Raw genomic sequence first — 20,404 nt, forward strand, 5'->3', positions numbered from 1 at the left:
GCGGATGCGGGCTTTTGCTTTACAGACACTTGAATGCATTATCTATTCATCGTACGATATGAATGAAACTATTCATTCAGAAAGCAGGTTACATATGAAGAAAACAATCTTACTACTGATGTCAGTTCAATTTTTTGTTTATTTAGGATTTGGCATCATCATTCCTATTTTGCCTGAAGTCATTTTGGCAGAGGGCTATTCAGAAGTGCATGTCGGCGGCTTACTGACGATTTATGCGCTGTCTTCTTTCTTCACTGCACCTTTATGGGGCGCGCTGTCTGACCGCACTGGCAGAAAAAAGCTGATTATGATCGGCTTGCTCGGTTTCAGTGTCAGCTTCTTCCTCTTCGCCGCGTTCATGCATCATCTGGTGCTTTTGTATGTATCACGCATCGTAGGCGGAATTTTCTCGGGCGCCCTGTATACAGCAGTGACGGGTTTTGTTGCGGATTTAACAACTGAAGAAAACCGCAATAAATATATGGGGCTCCTCGGGATGTCAATCGGTCTCGGCTTTATTTTCGGACCTGCAATAGGCGGCGTACTCGGAGACATCCATTTACAGGTGCCATTTATCGCTTCGGGCACATTGACGTTATTATTGATAGTCTATGCGCTGATCATTTTGAAGGAACCCAGCCGGCACAGTGAAGCGAATAAGCGCGCCATCATCCCTAAAGGTGCATCTGTGCTATGGACGTATCGAATCCGTTATTTATTCATCACGTCATTTATGATTACATTTCTGCTGGCGGGTGTGGAGTCTACTTTCCAGTTGTTTCAAATTGATAAAATCCATATCACGCCTTTGCAGCTCGGCTATTTGTTCATGGCGAGCGGACTGGTCGATGCCGCTATTCAAGGCGGTGTGGTGCGGCGTGTAAAAAACGGCACCGAAACTTCTTGGATTATTGCTGCACAAATCGTAACGGCAATCGGACTGGTACTGATCCCCTTTTCCATGAATCTATTGTGGGCCGGTTTTGCGATGAGCGTCTTTACTGCAGGAAATGCGCTTGTCCGGACGGTTTTGGTTTCACTTACAACGAAAGAAGCGGGCGGCATGTACGGTACCGCAGCCGGTCTGTCTTATTCTATGGATAATATGGGGCGGATTATCGGGCCTTTGCTGTTTACCTGGATCTTCACCATGCAGGCAGGCAATATGTATTATATCTCCGCCGTATTAGCGATTTTGTCTATCGCACTTGTATTTATTTTCCGTAATTCCACACGTTCATTAAGAACTGCTGCTGATTCCGCCGCTTAATACTGGTGCACGGTATTCAGTTCGCCTGGTTGAATCTGTTATTTTTCCGCAACTCCGCTATACTAGAGGAATAGTATATTGTACGGGAGGCAGCATATGACGCAAGTGATCAGCTTAATCATCACCAGTACGTTAATTATTAACATATTTTTGGCGATAGCCTTGATTTTTTTGGAACGCCGTGATCCCACCAGTACGTGGGCGTGGCTACTTGTATTGTTTTTTGTTCCAATATTCGGCTTCATTGTGTATTTGTTGCTGGGCCGGCAACTGCGGCAAAAACATTTATTCCGCTGGGAAGGCAGGAATAAAATCGGTATTGAAAAGCTGATTCATTATCAGCTGGAGGCAATAGAGAACGAGACGTTCGAGTTTTTGAAGACGGATACAGAAGAATATTACGATATGATTTATTTGCATTTGCGCAATAATCACTCTGTCTTGACGCAGGATAATGACGTGCAAGTGTATACAGACGGACGGGAAAAGTTCGATTCGCTGCTTGAGGACTTGGAACAAGCAAGGGATCATATCCATATTCAATATTATATTTTCCGGCTGGACGGGATAGGTAAGCAAATCGAAGAAATTTTGATCCGTAAAGCAAAAGCCGGAGTAAAGGTGCGTATGTTGTTTGACGATATTGGCTCCCGCGGCTTGCGCATAAAACATTTCCGTGAGCTGACAGAGAGCGGCGGTGAAGTGGCGGCATTCTTTCCCGCCGTCTTGCCCCTTATCAATCCCCGGCTGAATTACCGGAATCACCGGAAGATCGTGATTGTCGATGGCCGAATCGGTTATATCGGGGGCTTTAACGTCGGTGATGAATATTTAGGTCTCAGTAAAAAATTCGGCTATTGGCGCGATACTCATCTGCGGATAGAAGGAAGTGCCGTGCACCCTTTGCAGACACGGTTCATCTTGGATTGGAATCAGGCATCTCCCAAAACGAATATCCAGTATAACGAACGGTTCTTCCCCGCGATTCCGCGTAAAGGGGATGTCGGTATGCAGATTGTTTCCAGCGGACCGGATTCTGAGTGGGAAGATATTAAAGACGGTTATTTGAAAATGATTTTCCTGGCGAAAGAGTATATTTACATTCAAACCCCTTATTTTATACCGGATACGAGCATGCTTGACGCTTTGCGTATTGCCTGTTTATCCGGAGTGGATGTCAGCATTATGATCCCGAATAAACCGGACCACATGTTCGTCTACTGGGCGACTTATTCCAACATCGGTCTATTATTGAAAGCCGGAGCACGTGTATATATTTATGAAAACGGGTTTATTCACTCCAAGCAAATTGTTGTAGATGATCGCGTGGCATCTGTCGGAACGGCGAATATAGACGTCCGCAGTTTCCGCCTGAATTTCGAAGTGAATGCCTTTATCTACGATCGTGATAAATCACATGAACTGGCAGAGATATTCGAGGAAGATATTCAAAATTCAACTGAATTGACATTGAATGATTATTTGGAACGTGAGCGGCTGATTAAAATAAAAGAATCGATTTCCCGGTTACTATCCCCTATTCTGTAAAAGAAAACAGCCGGCAGAGGACATATCAAATGTTCTCTGCCGGCTGTTTTTATTGTACACCGAGGTACTCTTCCAACGTAATATTGTGTTTGAATATTTGTGCGGCCCTTTTTTTGCCGACATACCGGTAATGCCAAGATTCATGCATATATCCGGTAACCTCTTCCTTGCCTTCAGGATAGCGAAGAATAAAACCGTACTTATGCGCATTTGCTGCCAGCCATTTAGCGGCTTCAGTATCTCCGAATGAATTGGATGCCCAGTGCCTTTCATGATTGACTTCACCGATATCAAAAGCCAGTCCTGTCTGATGCTCTGAATAGCCCGGACGCGCACTGTAACGGTCGGCTGCTTCCTGTCCGTCTCTTTCTACGTATCGATTGTACAGCGTCACTTGATACTCATAAGAACGGTACGTACTGAACGCATGCAGATTAATGCCAGATGTCACGGCAGCCGCTTCCATTTCATTATACGCTTCTCTTGCTTCCTCGCTTTCACCGGGAGCATAGTCTCTCGGCAAAGGATATTGTTTGTTCGCAAGCAATACACCGTCCACGTACTTCGGCTCTTTAGGCAATTGCTGTCCCTTTATATAATCGATAGCGCTGGATGGCTTCTCTGGTGCGGCTTCCTCTGCTTTTTCCTGTGATTTCTCGATGATCGGTGCATCCTCTATCTTTCGAAGCGGTATTTCTTCAGGTTTTTCCCCTTCTTCTGATACGCCTTCCGGATCATCCACTTCGTCTTCGCGTCCCCGTTCTGAGGCGGATTCGATTTCTTGAAATTCCACAAGGGGCTCCTGCCCGTTTTGCAAACTGTTAATAGCCTTGCTCATACTCCAGCCATTTGTACCGAGCCAAATTATGATTCCTGCAAGCAGGATAAAAATCAGTACAACTATTCCATCTATCCATTTATATTTCCTTTTGCGCTTCCTGTCAGCCAATTTTTCTTTCTTGCTTCTCATGATATACCCTGCTTTCTTTCTGTATCACTTACCACGTTGTCGTTCTCCTTTTTACAATTCAGCCGTTTATTACAAACTCTGTTTTCTAGTGTATCATTATTTTTCTTTTTCGTCTGTCTCTTCTCGGATTTAACTGATCTGCGCTTTATTACAATGTTAAGACGAGACAATGGAACAAATGAAAGGAAAGACCGCTGAATCTTGACGGTCTTTCCTTTTAATCAAAAAATTATGATGTACAGCAAAGTACCAAGAGAACCTGCAGCAAAGAATAACGCCATCCAAAGCATCCATTTTGCTTCTCGCATCAGGCCTTGATTTCTATACATAAAAGTCCGGGCAGTATTCGTGAATGTGAACATGATCAGCATGGACAGAATAGCGAATTCCAAGTTTAATTGGATGATAAAGTACAGCGCTGCAGCAGCTGAAGCAGCTATTGCCAGCCCCATGATCCATTTCAATTTCATGCGCTTTTCCTCCTCATTGACGGAAACAAAAAAAAGCTGGTTTGCACCAGCTTTTCATATTTCTTACTTTTCTTCTGCGGCTGGTAGATCGACGTGTTTAAAATAAAACTTACGTCCAAGATACGTCTGGAAGATTAACAGCAATCCGCCGACTGCCCAATACAAAGGAAGTGCTGCCATTACCGTGTAGGAAATGAACATAATCATAATTGGGGACATGTAGATAAACATCTTCATTTGCTTTTGTTGCTGTTCCGGCATTGTCCAGAGTGAAACGCGGGCCTGGACGAAGTATACCGCTCCGGCAACGAACATCATAATGATATCCGGCTCGCCCAATTTAAACCATAGGAATTCGTGGTTTTTGACTTCGGGCGGCGCATGGAGAATAGCGAAGTACAGACCCATAATGATTGGCATTTGAATTACTAGCGGCAGACAACCCATGTTCAGCGGATTCACGCCATGCTTGGAATACAGTCCCATCATTTCCTGCTGAAGCTTCATTTGCTCTTCTTTATCTCCAGCATCTTTTGATACTTTCATCCGTTTTTGGATATCTTCCATTTCCGGGCGAAGGGCGTCCATTTTCACTTTCATCTCTTGTTGAGCTTTATAGTTCTTTAACATTAATGGCATCAATATCAATCGAATCGCCACAGTAATCAGGATAATCGCAAAACCGTAATTTCCATTGAATGTATCACCAAGGTAGTGGAGAAGCCATTCCATCGGTCTGACAAATGTACTGTAGAAAAATCCGGTTTTATTTTCCACTGCCGAACAACCACTCAAAAATATAGCAGTAATTGCCAATAAACTAACGAGCCCTATTCTTTTCTTCAATGATTTCACCTACGCTATCTCAAACTAAAGAAAATTATACAGCAAACAGCGGAAAATTTACAGTGAATCATCTTTTTCTAGTGTAAAATGAAAGTAATTTCCGTCCATGTCCATACGGAAGCGCCGCGGTGTCACCCCTGTATACTTTTTAAAGACACGTGTAAAATAGCTTTGATTGCAGAAATGGAACCTCTTGGCAATATCCGCGATTTTCTGATCTGTAAAACGTAAATGGTACTGCACTTCCTCGATTTTTCGCATAGTAATATATTCGACTAATGTAATACCCGTACATTCTCGGAATATGCGTGAGAGATGACTTGTACTCACATTGAAATGCTTGGCAATTTCATCTACAATCAGTTGGCCCTCAACATTTTCATTGATATGAAAAATCACATCATTCACTGTCTCATGCGGCAGGGAAGGTTTTATTTTGCCCTTAAGGATGTAGTAATAGAAACCAATCAGTTCACTGCTGATTTCTTTTATATTATCCGAATGCAAGTATTCTTCAATCAGTTCAATACAGGCAGCATTGAATGTAAAGGCATCTTTATCAGTCAGCACAGACTCCTCTCTCAACCGTCTGCTGACAAAAGAGGATAGTACTATTAGGTAGTATTTGATAACCTGTAATGTAAATCCCGGTGTATGGATATGCAATATGTCGTGAATGCAGAAAAGTGTATGACAGGCTTCGTCTTTCTTCAAATCAAAGATTTGATCCAACAACTCATTTTCCAGCTTAAAAAAACCGGCAGCCGCCTGTGTTCCTCCAACGTCTTCAATCCCGTTGATTACATCCCGCGTGGAAGCTTCTGTCCTATCGCCAGTCACGAGTATCACCCCACCCATTCTATGTATATATGACCATTGATGCCTCATTACTTTACGTATACCATTTTACCTTATTTTACGAGATTATCTACCTTTTCTCTATTTACTGATATATATACAACAAAGCGCCTCATGATATGAGGCGCTTTTAGTATTATTATGATTGGTTAGAATTGTTATTTTTTTCCGCCTCTTTTGTTGATTCGTCTTTATTATAAAGCGGCTCGTTATCTGATTTGTCTTCGTTCTTCTTGTACAGGCCATCTTTTTCCGAAGACTTTTTATCTGGATCCTGCACTTCCTGATTATAATAATGGACACTTGTCTGTGCCCCTTCAGATACCATATTATTATCATCAAAATCCGTCGGGTCAGAGTGACCGACTTTCTCTGCTGACTGATCAACTAACTTATTGTTGTTCATGAATGTATCGACTTTTTCTTTCAGCATACCCATTGTTTCCATCGCTTTATCACGATTTTCTTTTTTACTGAAATATGCGTAAGCACCTGCTGCCAGTGTTGCCATTAATAAACCATTTGATTTTTTAGCCATATTTACCATCCTCCGTCGTAATTAAATTGTAGTGAGCTTCTGCTTACTGCTTACTATACCCAAGCGCCGTATTTTCAAACGTCAGCTGTAGAGTTTGCTGTTTGGCACCTCTTCTGCTGAACCGTATGTTACTTTCGTTCATCAGCATCAGTTACTCTATCATCTGCCTTTTTAGTACATGCATACATAGTGATTTCATTTAATATGGCAAAGTAGTTTTTGAGAACGCGATTTGTTATACTATGTAGAAAGAAAGCTGGAGGTGAGATCACTATGATTCGAAAAATGACAGAAAAAGATATTTATGAGTTTCAGCAAATTGCCCTTACTTCCTGGCTGCATACATTTCAAGAGCGTATCCCTGAAGAAGTGATCAAAGAATTTATCGATCGGACATACTCCGATTTAATGCTGAAGAAACAATTAGAGAGATCAATGGTCCTGCTTGCTGTCGATGAGCAAGGCGATTCGATAGGTTATATAAGCTACACGCCGATTGACGAAGACGGTGAGAGTGAATTGACAGCTCTTCACATACTTCCTTCACACGTGAATAAAGGATATGAAGAAGCACTGTTAGAAGAAGCGCTGAGCACGTTACAGGAAGCGGTAAATGTAGATGCTTATGTAGACGAGCATGAAACGGCACTTCAAGAATTCTATGTGAAAAAAGGATTCGGACTTGTAGAAACTATTGCAGAGACATTCGAAGGAATTCCAGTAAAAACCCTTCACTATGCCTTGCCTATTACACAGCCTGCACATATGTAAAAAAACCCTTTTCATAAAGAAAAGGGCGGTAACTGAAGACTCCTCCAAACTGGAGACAGTCTTCAGTTTTTTTATGTCTTTCAGCTTTCCTGTCCGCACTTGTCAGTTCATCCAGTTTGATTCGGTACTTGCATACTCATCCGATGAAGACCCTGGTGCCATTGGGGATTTCCTTGTAAAACAAAGAATCCCGGCAATATACAGTAAGATCGACGGCAAAGACAGAATTCCGCCAAACAGGCCCGCAATGATAAACAGAATACCTGCTGCCTTTGGATTGGCATTGTTCCATATCTTTACCAGACCGATGATGCTCAATACCAGGCCGATAAATAATGCAATAACAGCCAGCCAGAAGACGATAGAGAATGAATCCATGAATGACATGAACATATCCACTTCATCCATGTTCAATACACCTTCATCCACCATCGCAGCACGGAACTCTTCCATAAAGGCCGGATCTGTACTCGCCATGTTCCAAAAGAATCCTATTACGGCGGTTCCGGCCAAACTGATTGCTATGAAAATCATAGCTATAATTGCGAGAACCCGCTCTGCTGTACGTTTAATCATTTCACATCATCCTCTTCTGCTAATTAATCTCTCTTTACCTATACGCCAGGCAACGAGAAAAGTTTCAAAAAAGTGATGTGAAACTTGAAATGCCCGGAAAATTTCTCCTGGTCTTATGCTTTCACGTCGTTGTAATCATCACTTCGGTCAAATGCATTTACTACATACGAACAGACCGCTTTCATCTTTAAACCTTTTTCGCGTGCATTTTCAGCCGCCTGATCAAGAAGTTTTTTAGCTACGCCCTGACCGCGGAGCGAATCATCTACATAGGTATGCGTCATAGTCATAATGCCATTTTCTTCAGACCACTCGATTTCAGCAATTACTTTCCCGTCAGCTTTGTGCTGATACGCGTATTTCGTACCGCCTAATTCCGCCAGTTCCAAATCCAATTCATTGTTTTCTCTCATGCATATCTCTCCCTTGTAGTTAATTCTTCTATCATGTAATGTACCACGATTGTCCCTCAGCTAAACAAAGATTTAATCGAATCTGCCATGTTTCTGAAAAACTCTTTCACCTTATCCCAAAAACTTGGATCAATATCACCCAGTTTGTCTTTAATTTTTGATGCCATATCGGTAAGTTGTTCATTCAGTTTAGTAAAATCAATATCAAGTTTGGAAATCCGATCCATCAAATCAATCAATAACTGACGGTCCGCCTTGCTTAACTGGATATTAAATTTTTGCAGCTGATCGCTGACAATCTGTTCCACGTCTTCTTTCGTTGCAGGCTTTTGTTCAGCAATCTGCTTTTTTATTTCTGTCAGCAATTTGGCTACTTCATCTTTGTCGACCCCTGCTTTTTCTGACAGCTTCGTCGCGAGACTCAACTCATCATTAGCTGTATCTGTGCGTTCCGTATCCAGAACTTCCCCCGATACCTCATACGCTTTATAGATACCGACCAGCGCAGAATGACCGGTTACCTTTTTGGGAGCCGCCACTTCCACGACAGCGTCCTCAATCCCCGCCGTCAGCATGGCTGTTGCATACATATCGGATGTGACTTGTGTGATATTGTCAGGTGTGACGATATTAATGATCAGCCCTTCACCTTCCTCCTGCCTTGTGATTTTAGCAGAAGAGTACATTCGCGCATTCCGGTCACCGCCTGGAATATATTTAATCAAATCATTGCCGTCTACTGATAATTCTTCTACCTCAGCCTCCGAAGCAACTTTCAGACTATCTTTAACACTTTCTTTTTCACTGTCGGACAGGTTTGCACCGTAGACAACAATTGGCACCCCTAGTTTTTCATTAATTACTTCATCTGCAGAAACCGCAGCCGGTGCGGCAGCTGCCGCCAGCAGCATGAATGCCAATATGAACGATAACCCTTTTTTCATACAGTCCCTCCTCTATGTTCTCTATATAGATACGATGAGGTATATCAAAAAGTTGCCCGCATTTTATCAGGTAAGTGTCGTCCAGCCGTCTGCCTGTGTGATTTTTCTTTCTTTCATCAGCGTGCCAAGTGCCCGTTTAAAGGCCCCTTTGCTCATCTGGAACATCTCGTCGATCTCTTCCGGTGAAGACTTATCCGTAAATGGCATTTTACCGCCGCATTCCTGCAAGTATGCCAAGATTTGCTCGCCATCAGTCTGCAGACGCTCCTGCTTTCTTGGCAACAGAGAACCATTCATCGTTCCATCGTCATGAACTGCAATAATACGTACGTCCACTTCTTCACCCAGTCTTGGTTCCTGTCTGCGCTCGGTTTCATGAACGAATATGCGCTGGATGTCTTCCGTCAAAAGGAATGAGCCGACAGGCAATAGACGATATGCTCTCGCTTTGACATTTTGGTTGTACATGTCCGCTTCCGCCATCGTGTAATGTTCCTGGATTCGTTCTTCCGTTACTAAACGTCCAAACAAATTGCCCCCCGGGTCTGTGCGCAGCGTCATATACAATTGATCACCCGGCTGAGGCCAAAGTGTCTTAATCTGCGGAAAATCCGCCCGGTTGACCAGTACTTCAAATGAGGCGCCAATATCCACATACGCCCCTTCACTTTGTTCCAGACGTATCACTTTGGCCCATCCGAATGAGTCGACGGTGACAGTCGGCAATTGTGCAGTGGCCGTCAATTCGCCCCGTCTGTTGATGTAAAGAAATACTTCAATCATGTCTTGTTCCAGTGCATCCGGTGCTTCGGATTCATTCATATAAATTTCTTCACCAGCCGCATCTAATACAAAGCGGGACCCTTCTTTCCGGAGAATTTCGAGTTTTGCAAGTGTTCCTGGCTTTAATAGTGTCATATAGGACAGTCCTCTCTAGAGTGCTCTGTTTTTTAGTTTCTTTACAAATTCGGGATCTGATTCCAACGTCTCCACGAGATCGGTAATACGATCCATCGCGTTCCAGCTGAGGTGGTGTTCAATTCCTTCTACGTCACCATAGATATTTTCTTCTTCCACGCCGATTATACGCAGGAATTGCTCCAGTAATTCATGGCGATGGACCAGTTTTTTACCAAAACGCAAGCCGCGGTCTGTTAACGCAAGCCCCCGGTAACGCTCATAGTGAACATACCCTTCTTTGTCCAGCCGCTGCGCCATTTTAGTTACAGAGGAAGGGAGAACAGAAAGCGCCTCTGCCACATCTGACACACGCGCTTCTCCTCTTGCTTCCAACTGTAAATAGATTTGTTCAATATAGTCTTCCATACCCGGTGTAGCCAAACTATCGCCTCCTTATTTGACTGTCTATAAATAAAGCAACATACAAAAAGTTTAAGTTTTAAAAGCGCGGGTAAAACACTTACATACCAGAGAAAAGGAGTGATCTACTATGGGTCGTATATTATGGCTAATCATTTTAGTTTTAATAGCATTATGGGTAATCGGTTTAGTAGCAAATATCGGCGGCGGATTAATCCATACCCTTTTAGTAATTGCCGGCATTATCTTTGTTATTCAATTAATAACAGGCAGACGATCGGTATAACGATTACATCAGACACTGCTCCTTTTGTACTCAGGTGATTTTTGCGTATACACATGTATTGCGCAGACTTCTCCGGTTTGCAGAAGGAGCATTTTTACGCAGAATTCCTTCCAGTTCAAGACCGGCCCGCTTTGCAACCGCGCGACCTTTGCTGTGATTTTCATCACAGAGGAACTCCACTCGTTCAGCTTTCAGCTCTGAAAAAGCAAAATCCAATAATTGCTTTACAGCTTCCGTCATATAGCCTTGCCCTTCAAACGTTGTGTCCAGCCAATATTTCAATTCAAACTTGCGGATATTCCAGTCAATTGCACTGAAACCGGCACAGCCTATAAATTCACCTGATTCTTTTAAAAACAAATGAAAATTCAAGGTTTTTCTGCTGATAAATTCTGCAACGGATTCCCGCACATACTCTTCTGTCGTTTCAATTGACAGTTCTCTCTGCGCCCATTCTGTATAGCGCCGCAATTCCCGTGTTGAACGGGAAACTCCTCCCCATACATCCATGGCATCTTTCAATTCAGGTGCACGAATAAATAAACGCTCTGTTTGCAGCTGTTCATTAAAATCGGGTATATTTTTTCCATACTGTCCGCGGTCTTCCCAGCGCACAGGGGTGGTCGTTCCTGCTAAATAGTCTTCTCTTGTCATGCCATATGTGACAGCGTCGTAATACGTATTTTCTTTCGGGAAAAACCAGGCCTGACGCAAATGTGCTTCTTTAACGAAGCCCGCCCGTTCAAACGCTTTGCGCATTGCCGCATTATCGTGGCGTGTATGCCCCTGAATCCGGATTTTTCGTTCGGGCAATTCAAATACATACTGTGTAAGCTTCTTCAGTGCCCGCGAACCATATCCGTAGCCTCTGTACTGATCAGCAATCCGAAGGTCAAAGAGCGGAACGTCCTCCTGCAAATCGTATACTTTTACAATACCGACTTTTTCATTTTCATTGTTTTCTATCCAGAACGTCTTTACGTCATCAGAAGCGTAACCTCCCTCTTCAATCGACTTTTCCAGCAGTTCACGGCCGGGCTGACTAATATCATGATAAGGCCACGAGTTCGTCGTCATAAACTGAATGAGTAAATCCTGTTCTTCTATCGTCCATTCCTGTAAACGCATTAAAATTCCTCCATCGTGCCTGTCTGTATACAAGCACCTCACTTCAGTGCCAAGACGTGTTTTGTCTAGCTTCTATTGCATGTTCATATGCAATTTTCACAAGATCTGCAACGTGTTTATCTGCTAATGAATAATATACCATCTTTCCCCGTCTTTCCGATTTGGCTAATGAATGTTCACGCAAATAGCGCAAGTGATGGGAGGCAGTGGCGGATGAAGACTGAATGACCGCAGCCACATCACATACGCACATTTCCGGCTCCAATGTCAGTGAATAAGCAATTCGCAAACGCGTTTCATCAGCCAAAGCTTTGAAGATTTGTACCATCTCCGTTACATCCGGAAGTTCTTTGCGGATTTTATGGACTACATCTTCATGCACGATCGTTATATCACAAGCATCTTGATTTCCCATTTTTTCACCCCATTCAATAGGCCGTATATTACGGTAATTATATAGAACATAATTTGAAAAATCAATTCATTCAAAAGGCCGTTTGATTATTCTCTCACTGCGTCTTATCCGCATTTTCCCCATGAATCTTATCGTATAATACGTCCTCTGTGGAGATATCTGCCAGTTTGACTTTCGAACGGTAAGCCGCCCGGATAATCACATGCCCGGCAACCGGTGCTGTTAAAAAGACAAAACCAATTCCAAGAAGCAGACGTACACTGATAAAGTTTTCGGAGGATAGAAAGTACACGAACGCACCGGTCAGTGTCAGCAGCACCGCCAGTGTAGAGCTTTTTGTCGCAGCATGTGAGCGCGTATAAACATCTGGCAGCCTGATCAACCCAAAGACGCTCAGTATACTGGCAATGGCTCCCGTCAATATCAATAACGCACCTATAAATTCACCGATCCCGCTTACGCTCAACGATCTTCCCCCTCTCGATAAATTTAGAAAATGCAATTGTCCCTATGAAAGAAAGAATACCAAGTATTAAAATTGCTTCCAAGAAAGCTTTTGTATTTAAGATCACCGACACGACTGCAATCGTAGCAATCAGATTCACTCCGATGACGTCAAAAGCCACGACACGATCAGGCGAAGACGGCCCAAGAATGATCCGGATCACCGCCACTAAAATAGTCAGCGCAAAAAGTATGACCGATATGGTCAGCATTCCCGCAATCATCGCGTCACCTCCATAATCGCTTTCTCGAAGTTTTTCAGCTGCTTGATTAAACCGGCGCGCGATTCTTCCACGTCCATCGCATGAATATATAATTCATTGCCTTCATGCGATACTTCCATGACGACAGATCCCGGTGTCAGCGTCAGCAGCATGGACAGCATGGTTACTTCCACGTCACTCGTCAAGATTGTCTGATACTTGAAGATCCCGGGCTTGATGCGCAGCGTAGGCCGGACGATTTGAGAGATGACCACAATACTCGACTGTATCAGTTCCCGAATGAAAATCAGCAGAAGCTTACAGGCGGCGTATACTCTGCGCAAATAGAAATGGGTGCCGAAAAAACGGCTCATGAAGAAGATGATTCCCAATCCGACCAAGAATCCCATAAAAAATGTTGTAAATATCAGTTCATCTTCATCCATCAGCAGCATCCATAAGAATGCGATGAATAAATTTAACAGAAGCTGTATCGGCACGGCGTCTCCCCTCCTACTCTACATCGTCACCCATCACGGCGCGTATATACTGTTCAGGATCTGCTAATGTATCGGCTGCATCCTGGATATAAGGCGACAGCAGTTCTGCACCTATACCTAAACCAACTACTAGTACCGCAAGCAACACAAGCGGCAAACCAAGCGCCTTTTGAAAAGGCTGCTGGTCATCTTCACTGATTATCGTTTCTCCCCAGAAACTATTCAGAAATATACGAAGCAGGGAATATAGTACGCCGATGCTTGATAAAAAAGCCACGGCCAGCAGTATATAAGAACCCGTTTCAATCGCGCCTAATCCAATATATACTTTTCCAATAAATCCGCTGAGCGGAGGGATGCCAGCAATCGCAAGCATCGTCAGGAAAAACAACCAGCCGACTAACGGATAGTTTCGGATCAGACCGCTGATTTCGTGAAAATTTGTACGGCCCGTCAAATACACCACGGTGCCTGCCAATAAAAACAGCAGTGCTTTACTGGCCATATCATGAATCAAGTAGTAACTGGCCCCCTGGAACGCAGTATTCGTTGCAATCGCCAGCCCCGTCAGGACAAAACCTACGGAAATAATAACATTATATGAAACGATTTGACGTATGTCAGAATACGCAATTGCGCCCAGACATCCGGCCGTCATCGTGATAACGGCAAGTACGCCGACTGCTTTATAAAGCAGCGGATCATGAGTGAAAATTAACGTGAACATCCGGTACAGAGCGTAAATCCCCACCTTTGTCAGCAATGCGCCAAAGAGTGCCGCAACAGCAGCTGGCGGTGCCGAATAGGAGCCAGGGAGCCAAAAATACAGCAATAATCCTGCTTTCAAACTGAATACGATCAGGAATATAACCGCAATCAGTGTCAGCAATGGACCTTGGCCTGTTTCCGCTACCCGTACAGCAATGTGCGCCATGTTCAACGTCCCGATTGCACCATACAGATATGCAATTCCAAGCAGGAAGAACCAGGAAGCCAGCACATTAATCAATACGTACGTGATCCCTTCCTTCAACTGTGTCTTGCGTCCTCCAAGCACCAGTAAAACATAGGAAGCCAGCAGCATCACTTCAAAACAAACGAATAGATTAAATAAATCACCCGTCAGAAATGAACCATTGACACCCGCCACCAAAAATAAGAAAAACGGATAAAAGAACATAGCTTCTGTCTCAATTCCCGTTGATGCAAATGCATACAGTAAAATAATGGCGGATACTGCGCATGCGGCAGTCACGAGCAGCATCGCAAATGAATCACCGACAAACAAAATGCCGTGCGGCGGCAGCCAGTCTCCGAAGTCCAGCCGCATAATGCCATGCAAATGGATGTGCTGCAAGCAATACGCAGATGCACCGGCAGAAGCAAGCATCGTCAATGCACTGAGCACTCGCTGAAGCCGGATGTACGGGCGGAAAAACACTAAGATTACACCCATCAATATAGGCAGGAGCATCGGCAAAACTAATAAATTATTCATCCTGCTGCCCCCGCAATCCGAGTCCCCGGCCAGACTCTTGATATACTCGGTAAGATAATACAAGCAAAAACGCAGTCACTGCAAAACTGATAACAATCGCCGTCAAAATCAGCGCCTGAGGCAGGGCATCTGTATATTCCGCAGCCGTCTCTGTCAGCAAAGGCACATCACCTTTTTTTAAACCGCCCATCGTCAGCAATAGCAGATGGATGGCATGCGACAAAATCGCTGTCCCTAAAATAATACGCAGCATCTCTTTTGACAGGAGCAAATAGACGCCCACCGCCACCAGCACACCAACCAGAAGGGTAATTAATGTTTCCATTACTCCACATCCTCACTGATTCCCAAAATAATTGTCACGACGACCCCCAGTACGGTCAGCGCAACACCTGCTTCAAAAATCGTCATCGTCCCAAGCTCTGTCTCGCCGAAAACCGGCAACTCTACAAGCCACGTGGTCTGCGAAAGAAAGGGTTCACCGAACAGTACGGACAAAACACCCGTACTGACTGCCAGCAAAACACCTAACGCAGCAACCCTCTTAAAATCAAATGGAGTCCCGCGATGGACTGTCTCTATGTCATAGACCAAATAAAGCAATACAAACGCAGAAGAGAGCACCAAACCTCCGATGAAGCCCCCGCCGGGATTATTATGGCCCGATAGAAACAGCTCCACCCCAAACGTCAAAATGATGAAGAACACAATCTTCGTCACCGTCTGCAAGATCACATCATTTTTCTTCAGAGTGATCCACTCCCTTCTTGCGCCGCAGCTTGACCAACGAATATACGCCTAGACCTGCGATAAACAGCACCAGGACCTCAAGCATCGTATCAAACGCACGGAAATCTCCAAGAATCGTATTGACGACATTCAATCCGCCGGCAAGACGTGATGCGGTTTCATAATAGATTGAAATTGTCGGATGCAGCGAGTGCCCCTGCACGAGTAATGCCACGACCGTTACGGCAGTGCCCGACGCTGCTGCGATCAGCCCGTTGCGGACCCTTATGGACAATGACTTGTGCTCCGTCCTCCATTCCGGCAAATAGTAGAAGCACAATAAAAATAATACTGTCGTAACCGTCTCAACGATAATTTGTGTTAACGCCAGATCCGGTGCACGGAAGACAACAAATAAAATAGCGATGGAATAACCCAGTACTCCATTCAGAATAATGGCTGTGATCCGGGATTTCGCAAATAATATAGCGATACTTGAACACATCATCACAAAAACAATAATACTTTCATTGATTTCTACAGCTGCGTCATTGGAAAAATCAAAGATAAATTGCTGGAATCCGAACAGGCCAATCCCTACGGACATGATGAAGAACAGCATAATATACGCTACATAATCACGCACGGACCCCGTCATATAGGTTCTCGTCATAACAGACGCTGCCCGTTCCACCTTCAGTAACAATGAATTATAAAAGCGGTCCAGTGTCCATTGTAAAATACCCAGACGATAGATTCCTTTCCAGTAACGCAAGAAGCGGTACAGCAGAGCGCCTGCTGCAATCACGCCAACTGTCATGATAATCGGCAGACCCCATCCATGCCATATTTGGATTTTAGGAACCAGTCCGGCCATCCCTTCAAATTGCGGATACACCGCATTCATCGCAGGCCCTAAAATATAGGTGCCCAGCAGATTCGGGAAGATGAAAATCAATACGACCAAACTGCCGAGTACAATCGGTGAAATAAGCATCTGAATCGGCGCTTCACGAGCAGGCCGCTGACCAGGCATAGGAGGCGGCACTTCGCCGAAAAAGGTCTGGAAAACAATAATCATGCAATAAATAAAAGTAAAAATACTGCCAATCCATGCCACAATCGGAAACAGCAGCACAAGCGTATCCGCTGTCAGCACATTGGCATCTTTTAGCGACAGCATGGCCTCAAAGAAGAGCTCCTTACTCAAGAAGCCGTTAAACGGAGGCAGACCTGCCATCGAAAAACTGCCGATTAGTGCAATTGTAAATGTAATGGGCATAATGGATGCCAAACCGCCCAGCCTTCGAATATTTCGTGTCCCGAGCTCATGGTCTAAAATTCCAACCACCATGAACAATGACCCTTTAAACGTGGAATGATTAATTAAATGGAATAACGCGGCGAACGAAGCTGCAGTAAATAACGTAATTTGTGCACTTTCAGCAGAGGAGAAGGCCAGTGATCCGACACCCAGCAAACTCATAATCATACCGAGCTGACTCACTGTCGAGAATGCGAGCAGCGCTTTCAAATCGGTCTGTTTAACTGCATTGACAGACCCCCATAGCATCGTCAGCAGTCCTACACACGAAACAATATAGAACCACGTTACATGTCCCGCGAACACCGGTGTAAAACGTGCCACTAAATAAATACCTGCTTTCACCATCGTTGCTGAGTGTAAGTAAGCGCTGACCGGCGTTGGTGCTTCCATTGCATCAGGCAGCCAAATGTGGAAGGGAAACTGAGCGGACTTAGTAAATGCGCCCAGTAGAACAAGCAGCATGGCCGGGATAAATAAGGAATCCGCTGCGATCATATCCCGCATGGCGATTAATTCCTGCAAGCTGAACGTCCCTGTTATGGTATATAACATTAAAAATCCTGCTAGCATGAGCACGCCGCCGGTCACCGTAATCAGCATGGATTTCTTCGCACCGTATCTTGATTGTTTACGGTGATACCAGAAAGCGATGAGCAGGAAAGAAGATATACTGGTTAACTCCCAGAACACATAGAGAACGATCAGGTTATCGGATAACACGACACCGAGCATAGCTCCCATGAACAACAGTAAATATGTATAAAAGCGTCCAATCGCTTCCCGCTCAGAAAGATAGTAGATCGAATACAATACAACCAGACTGCCGATGCCTGTAATCAGCAGCGCAAAGATCATACTTAATCCGTCTAAATGCGTGGAAAAATAGACACCCGCAGAAGGTATCCAAGGAAACGTATACAAATAAGATGCACCGTCTGAAAGCGAAGGCACAAGACGGAGCAGTATGATAAACAAGAACAACGGAACGGTGATGACAAACCACCCAATCCGCCTTCCAGTCAAAAGTTTATGGATAAACGGCACCAGACATGCTGCGATAAATGGAATGAAAATGGCGAGTAAGACGGTTATCAACCTGACACCTCCCGGAATGAATCGATTTATAGTATCAATAGAATGCTCAAAGACCCTTGACTGAACACTGTACGTTATGCATAATGGGACTCTAAGCAGAGAGTGCAATCTCTACTCGAAAGTATACACTATTTTAACGTAAACCGCATAGAAAGCGCGGTCGGCATACTGTAAGACTTGTTTCATGAAACACGTTCTGGATTTGGTTCTCTTGTGGAATTGTAACGGAAGACGCTCCCCTGAAATGTGAACCAAACACCATCAGCATATATAATTCAAAGAGGTGAAGAGTCATTATGGGCAAAATGAAAAGCCGTATGGACGAGAGCATTCTCGTTTGTGTGTATTACGGTCCAAATGGTGAACGTCTCATTAAAAGAGGATCCAAAATAGCAGAAATCATGGACTGTCCTCTCTATATTCTGACAGTTGATCCTGCTCCGCTGGATGATTTTGATGCAGAAAAATCGGGATATGTGGATCGTTGGCAAGAACTTGCGGAAGAGCTCGATGTAGAGGCATTCATTATCCGCGATGACGAAAAGCGGCCGGCTGCAAAGGTAATTAAAGAAGTAGCCCATAAGTATGGCATTACACAAATCGTCATCGGCCAAACCGCGCAGAGCCGCTGGGAAGAAATCACAAAAGGGTCATTCATGAACGTCCTGCTGAGGGAAATTCCTTTTGTAGATTTCCATGTAGTTTCTGTAGACCGGGCGATTAAAAGTGAAACAGAGGGGTCATTTGAAAAAGGAGTCCGGGCTTATCTGGTTCCGGACGGTGACAGTTTCCGAATAAATTTCACGTTAACCAAACAGGCACAATATGAAGGGATCTTCTTTAAAGAGATCGGAACCGATTTCAACAATGGGATTTTCAAATTCATGCAGAACAATAAAATATGTCAGGTTCAGATAGAAGATGACCAGGTGCTGGAGACAAGCAAAATTCAATGCAAGGTTCACGACTGACACATAAAAGAATGTTCCGGAAGTCACAGTACTTCGGGGACATTCTTTTTTTGCACACGAGGATTCAGATTTATATGCACTGACACCTATTTCCCGCCGCCGTTTTTCCTATCAAAAAAGAGCCGTCACCAGAAGTCAAAACTTCTTGGACCGCTCCTTTGTCTTTCTTCATTCAGGCAGTTCTTCTCCGACAATCTTTACTTCCATTTCGAGATCAATTCCGAAGTTCTTCTTCACTTCTGCTTTGACCATTTCAATCGTCTGAATATAATCTGCTGCCGTAGCGCCATTTTTATTGACGATGAATCCTGCATGCTTAGTGGATACTTCTGCGCCTCCAAACCCTTTTCCCTGTAAGCCGCTGTCTTGAATCAGCTTACCTGCAAAGTATCCCGGGGGGCGTTTGAAAACACTTCCCGCCGAAGGAAATTCAAGCGGCTGCTTCGATTCACGCTGAAAAGTCAGGTCAGCCACTTTCGCATCAATGTCGCACTGCTCACCCGGAGCGAGCAGGAATTCTGCAGACAAAACAAAATAGCCCTTTGCCGTGATAATACTCTTACGGTAGCCAAGCTCCAATTCATCTTTAGACAGCACGAAAATCTTCCCTGTATGATCCATGACAGTCGCCTGCTGAATAATATCTTTGATCTCTCCGCCGTAAGCACCTGCGTTCATAGCCATGGCGCCGCCGATGGAACCGGGAATGCCGCAGGCAAACTCCAGCCCTGTCAGACAAGCCTTCGCCGCCTCAATGGATGCATCGATAATATTGGCCCCTGCTTCCGCAGTCATTTTATTTCCTTCAATGGTAATATGATTAAAATTCGCCATATACAAAACAATTCCACGGACTCCGCCGTCACGTACGACCATATTCGAACCATTCCCCAGTAACAAGATGGGTATTTTCTGTTCATAGGCATAACTGACAACTGCCTGCACTTCTTCTATTGTGCCGGGGGCTGCGACCACATCCGCTTTTCCGCCCAGACGTGTTTTCGTATATTTGTTCAGCGGTTCATCAAGCAACAACCAGCCGTTTTCTATTTTCTCTTGAAGATCTTCAAACCAGCGATGCTTTGACATGCACATCAAGTCCTTTCACTATACGCGTCTCCAATATAACGGAAACAATCTTATCCTTTAATAGTATGCTTGCAATCTGCCTTTTTGACAAGGTTTTTCATTTTGACTTTTGAGGGATTTTCAATTAATGTTTAT

The 20,404-nt window shown here is 44.2% G+C and carries 25 protein-coding genes; 5 read left to right on the top strand and 20 right to left on the bottom strand.

The genetic code is table 11. The features are described 5' to 3' along the window. Window positions 1–94: 94 nt before the first annotated feature. Window positions 95–1,270 carry an MFS transporter gene (locus tag SporoP33_RS07250; protein WP_081243093.1) on the top strand — a complete coding sequence of 392 codons (1,176 nt, stop codon included), beginning with the start codon at window positions 95–97 and terminating at the stop codon, window positions 1,268–1,270. Between the two features lie 96 nt (window positions 1,271–1,366). After that, the gene (gene cls, locus SporoP33_RS07255; RefSeq protein ID WP_081243094.1) at window positions 1,367–2,818 is read left to right on the top strand and encodes a cardiolipin synthase; all 1,452 of its coding nucleotides are present in this window, start codon (window positions 1,367–1,369) and stop codon (window positions 2,816–2,818) included. Between the two features lie 49 nt (window positions 2,819–2,867). Here the strand turns inward: cls and SporoP33_RS07260 are convergent, their stop codons facing one another. The 5 genes from SporoP33_RS07260 to SporoP33_RS07280 all read right to left on the bottom strand — a co-directional run bounded on the left by SporoP33_RS07260 (window position 2,868) and on the right by SporoP33_RS07280 (window position 6,500). Beyond that, entirely contained in the window at window positions 2,868–3,788 is a 921-nt protein-coding gene (locus SporoP33_RS07260; protein WP_081243095.1) for a M15 family metallopeptidase, read from the bottom strand. Window positions 3,789–4,009: 221 nt separating this feature from the next. Further along, window positions 4,010–4,258 (bottom strand): hypothetical protein, encoded by a 249-nt coding sequence (locus SporoP33_RS07265; protein ID WP_081243096.1) that lies wholly within the window; start codon window positions 4,256–4,258, stop codon window positions 4,010–4,012. Window positions 4,259–4,321: 63 nt separating this feature from the next. Continuing rightward, window positions 4,322–5,104, bottom strand: a complete 783-nt coding sequence (yidC, locus tag SporoP33_RS07270) for a membrane protein insertase YidC (RefSeq protein WP_081243097.1) — start codon at window positions 5,102–5,104, stop codon at window positions 4,322–4,324. Window positions 5,105–5,161: 57 nt separating this feature from the next. After that, window positions 5,162–5,944 carry a helix-turn-helix domain-containing protein gene (locus SporoP33_RS07275; protein ID WP_196796889.1) on the bottom strand — a complete coding sequence of 261 codons (783 nt, stop codon included), beginning with the start codon at window positions 5,942–5,944 and terminating at the stop codon, window positions 5,162–5,164. Window positions 5,945–6,101: 157 nt separating this feature from the next. Then, a complete protein-coding gene (locus tag SporoP33_RS07280) occupies window positions 6,102–6,500 on the bottom strand; it encodes a hypothetical protein (protein WP_231293318.1) in 399 nt (132 codons plus the stop codon). A 273-nt stretch (window positions 6,501–6,773) separates the two neighbouring features. Here SporoP33_RS07280 and SporoP33_RS07285 point away from each other — a divergent pair, with 273 nt between their 5' ends. Further along, window positions 6,774–7,271, top strand: coding sequence for a GNAT family N-acetyltransferase (locus tag SporoP33_RS07285; RefSeq protein ID WP_081243100.1), 498 nt, complete (start codon window positions 6,774–6,776; stop codon window positions 7,269–7,271). Between the two features lie 102 nt (window positions 7,272–7,373). Here the strand turns inward: SporoP33_RS07285 and SporoP33_RS07290 are convergent, their stop codons facing one another. The 5 genes from SporoP33_RS07290 to mntR all read right to left on the bottom strand — a co-directional run bounded on the left by SporoP33_RS07290 (window position 7,374) and on the right by mntR (window position 10,545). After that, a complete protein-coding gene (locus SporoP33_RS07290) occupies window positions 7,374–7,847 on the bottom strand; it encodes a DUF4064 domain-containing protein (RefSeq protein ID WP_081243101.1) in 474 nt (157 codons plus the stop codon). 113 nt (window positions 7,848–7,960) lie between these two features. Next, window positions 7,961–8,260 carry a GNAT family N-acetyltransferase gene (locus tag SporoP33_RS07295; RefSeq protein ID WP_231293319.1) on the bottom strand — a complete coding sequence of 100 codons (300 nt, stop codon included), beginning with the start codon at window positions 8,258–8,260 and terminating at the stop codon, window positions 7,961–7,963. Window positions 8,261–8,316: 56 nt separating this feature from the next. After that, window positions 8,317–9,204 (bottom strand): DUF1002 domain-containing protein, encoded by an 888-nt coding sequence (locus SporoP33_RS07300; protein WP_081243102.1) that lies wholly within the window; start codon window positions 9,202–9,204, stop codon window positions 8,317–8,319. Between the two features lie 66 nt (window positions 9,205–9,270). Further along, window positions 9,271–10,122, bottom strand: a complete 852-nt coding sequence (locus SporoP33_RS07305) for a CvfB family protein (RefSeq protein ID WP_081243103.1) — start codon at window positions 10,120–10,122, stop codon at window positions 9,271–9,273. Between the two features lie 15 nt (window positions 10,123–10,137). Next, complete coding sequence (mntR, locus tag SporoP33_RS07310) at window positions 10,138–10,545, bottom strand: transcriptional regulator MntR (RefSeq protein WP_081243104.1); 408 nt, start codon at window positions 10,543–10,545, stop codon at window positions 10,138–10,140. Window positions 10,546–10,654: 109 nt separating this feature from the next. Between mntR and SporoP33_RS15980 the strand changes: the two genes are divergently transcribed. Beyond that, window positions 10,655–10,810 carry a lmo0937 family membrane protein gene (locus tag SporoP33_RS15980; RefSeq protein ID WP_143565440.1) on the top strand — a complete coding sequence of 52 codons (156 nt, stop codon included), beginning with the start codon at window positions 10,655–10,657 and terminating at the stop codon, window positions 10,808–10,810. A gap of 30 nt (window positions 10,811–10,840) precedes the next feature. On the opposite strand, the gene SporoP33_RS07315 is transcribed toward SporoP33_RS15980, so the two are convergent. The 9 genes from SporoP33_RS07315 to SporoP33_RS07355 form a co-directional block, all read right to left on the bottom strand. Further along, entirely contained in the window at window positions 10,841–11,938 is a 1,098-nt protein-coding gene (locus tag SporoP33_RS07315) for a GNAT family N-acetyltransferase (protein WP_081243105.1), read from the bottom strand. 43 nt (window positions 11,939–11,981) lie between these two features. Further along, entirely contained in the window at window positions 11,982–12,353 is a 372-nt protein-coding gene (locus SporoP33_RS07320) for an ArsR/SmtB family transcription factor (RefSeq protein WP_081243106.1), read from the bottom strand. Between the two features lie 94 nt (window positions 12,354–12,447). Next, the gene (gene mnhG / locus SporoP33_RS07325) at window positions 12,448–12,819 is read right to left on the bottom strand and encodes a monovalent cation/H(+) antiporter subunit G (protein WP_081243107.1); all 372 of its coding nucleotides are present in this window, start codon (window positions 12,817–12,819) and stop codon (window positions 12,448–12,450) included. Further along, window positions 12,797–13,081 carry a Na(+)/H(+) antiporter subunit F1 gene (locus SporoP33_RS07330; protein ID WP_081243108.1) on the bottom strand — a complete coding sequence of 95 codons (285 nt, stop codon included), beginning with the start codon at window positions 13,079–13,081 and terminating at the stop codon, window positions 12,797–12,799. The genes mnhG and SporoP33_RS07330 overlap by 23 nt, the downstream gene beginning before the upstream one ends. After that, window positions 13,078–13,560, bottom strand: coding sequence for a Na+/H+ antiporter subunit E (locus SporoP33_RS07335; protein ID WP_081243109.1), 483 nt, complete (start codon window positions 13,558–13,560; stop codon window positions 13,078–13,080). The genes SporoP33_RS07330 and SporoP33_RS07335 overlap by 4 nt, the downstream gene beginning before the upstream one ends. A 13-nt stretch (window positions 13,561–13,573) precedes the next feature. Beyond that, complete coding sequence (locus tag SporoP33_RS07340; protein WP_081243110.1) at window positions 13,574–15,058, bottom strand: Na+/H+ antiporter subunit D; 1,485 nt, start codon at window positions 15,056–15,058, stop codon at window positions 13,574–13,576. After that, entirely contained in the window at window positions 15,051–15,383 is a 333-nt protein-coding gene (locus tag SporoP33_RS07345) for a Na(+)/H(+) antiporter subunit C (RefSeq protein ID WP_081243111.1), read from the bottom strand. Before SporoP33_RS07345 ends, SporoP33_RS07340 begins: the two co-directional genes overlap by 8 nt. Beyond that, a complete protein-coding gene (locus tag SporoP33_RS07350; RefSeq protein WP_081243112.1) occupies window positions 15,383–15,808 on the bottom strand; it encodes a Na(+)/H(+) antiporter subunit B in 426 nt (141 codons plus the stop codon). Before SporoP33_RS07350 ends, SporoP33_RS07345 begins: the two co-directional genes overlap by 1 nt. Beyond that, entirely contained in the window at window positions 15,795–18,209 is a 2,415-nt protein-coding gene (locus SporoP33_RS07355) for a Na+/H+ antiporter subunit A (RefSeq protein WP_196796890.1), read from the bottom strand. The genes SporoP33_RS07350 and SporoP33_RS07355 overlap by 14 nt, the downstream gene beginning before the upstream one ends. Window positions 18,210–18,505: 296 nt before the next feature. Here SporoP33_RS07355 and SporoP33_RS07360 point away from each other — a divergent pair, with 296 nt between their 5' ends. Beyond that, on the top strand, window positions 18,506–19,180 hold the full coding sequence (locus tag SporoP33_RS07360) for a universal stress protein (protein WP_081243113.1): 675 nt from the start codon (window positions 18,506–18,508) through the stop codon (window positions 19,178–19,180). A 168-nt stretch (window positions 19,181–19,348) separates the two neighbouring features. Here the strand turns inward: SporoP33_RS07360 and murB are convergent, their stop codons facing one another. Beyond that, window positions 19,349–20,269, bottom strand: a complete 921-nt coding sequence (murB, locus tag SporoP33_RS07365; RefSeq protein ID WP_081243114.1) for a UDP-N-acetylmuramate dehydrogenase — start codon at window positions 20,267–20,269, stop codon at window positions 19,349–19,351. Window positions 20,270–20,404: the final 135 nt, after the last annotated feature.

Source organism: Sporosarcina sp. P33 (genome assembly GCF_002077155.1).
Taxonomy (GTDB): domain Bacteria; phylum Bacillota; class Bacilli; order Bacillales_A; family Planococcaceae; genus Sporosarcina.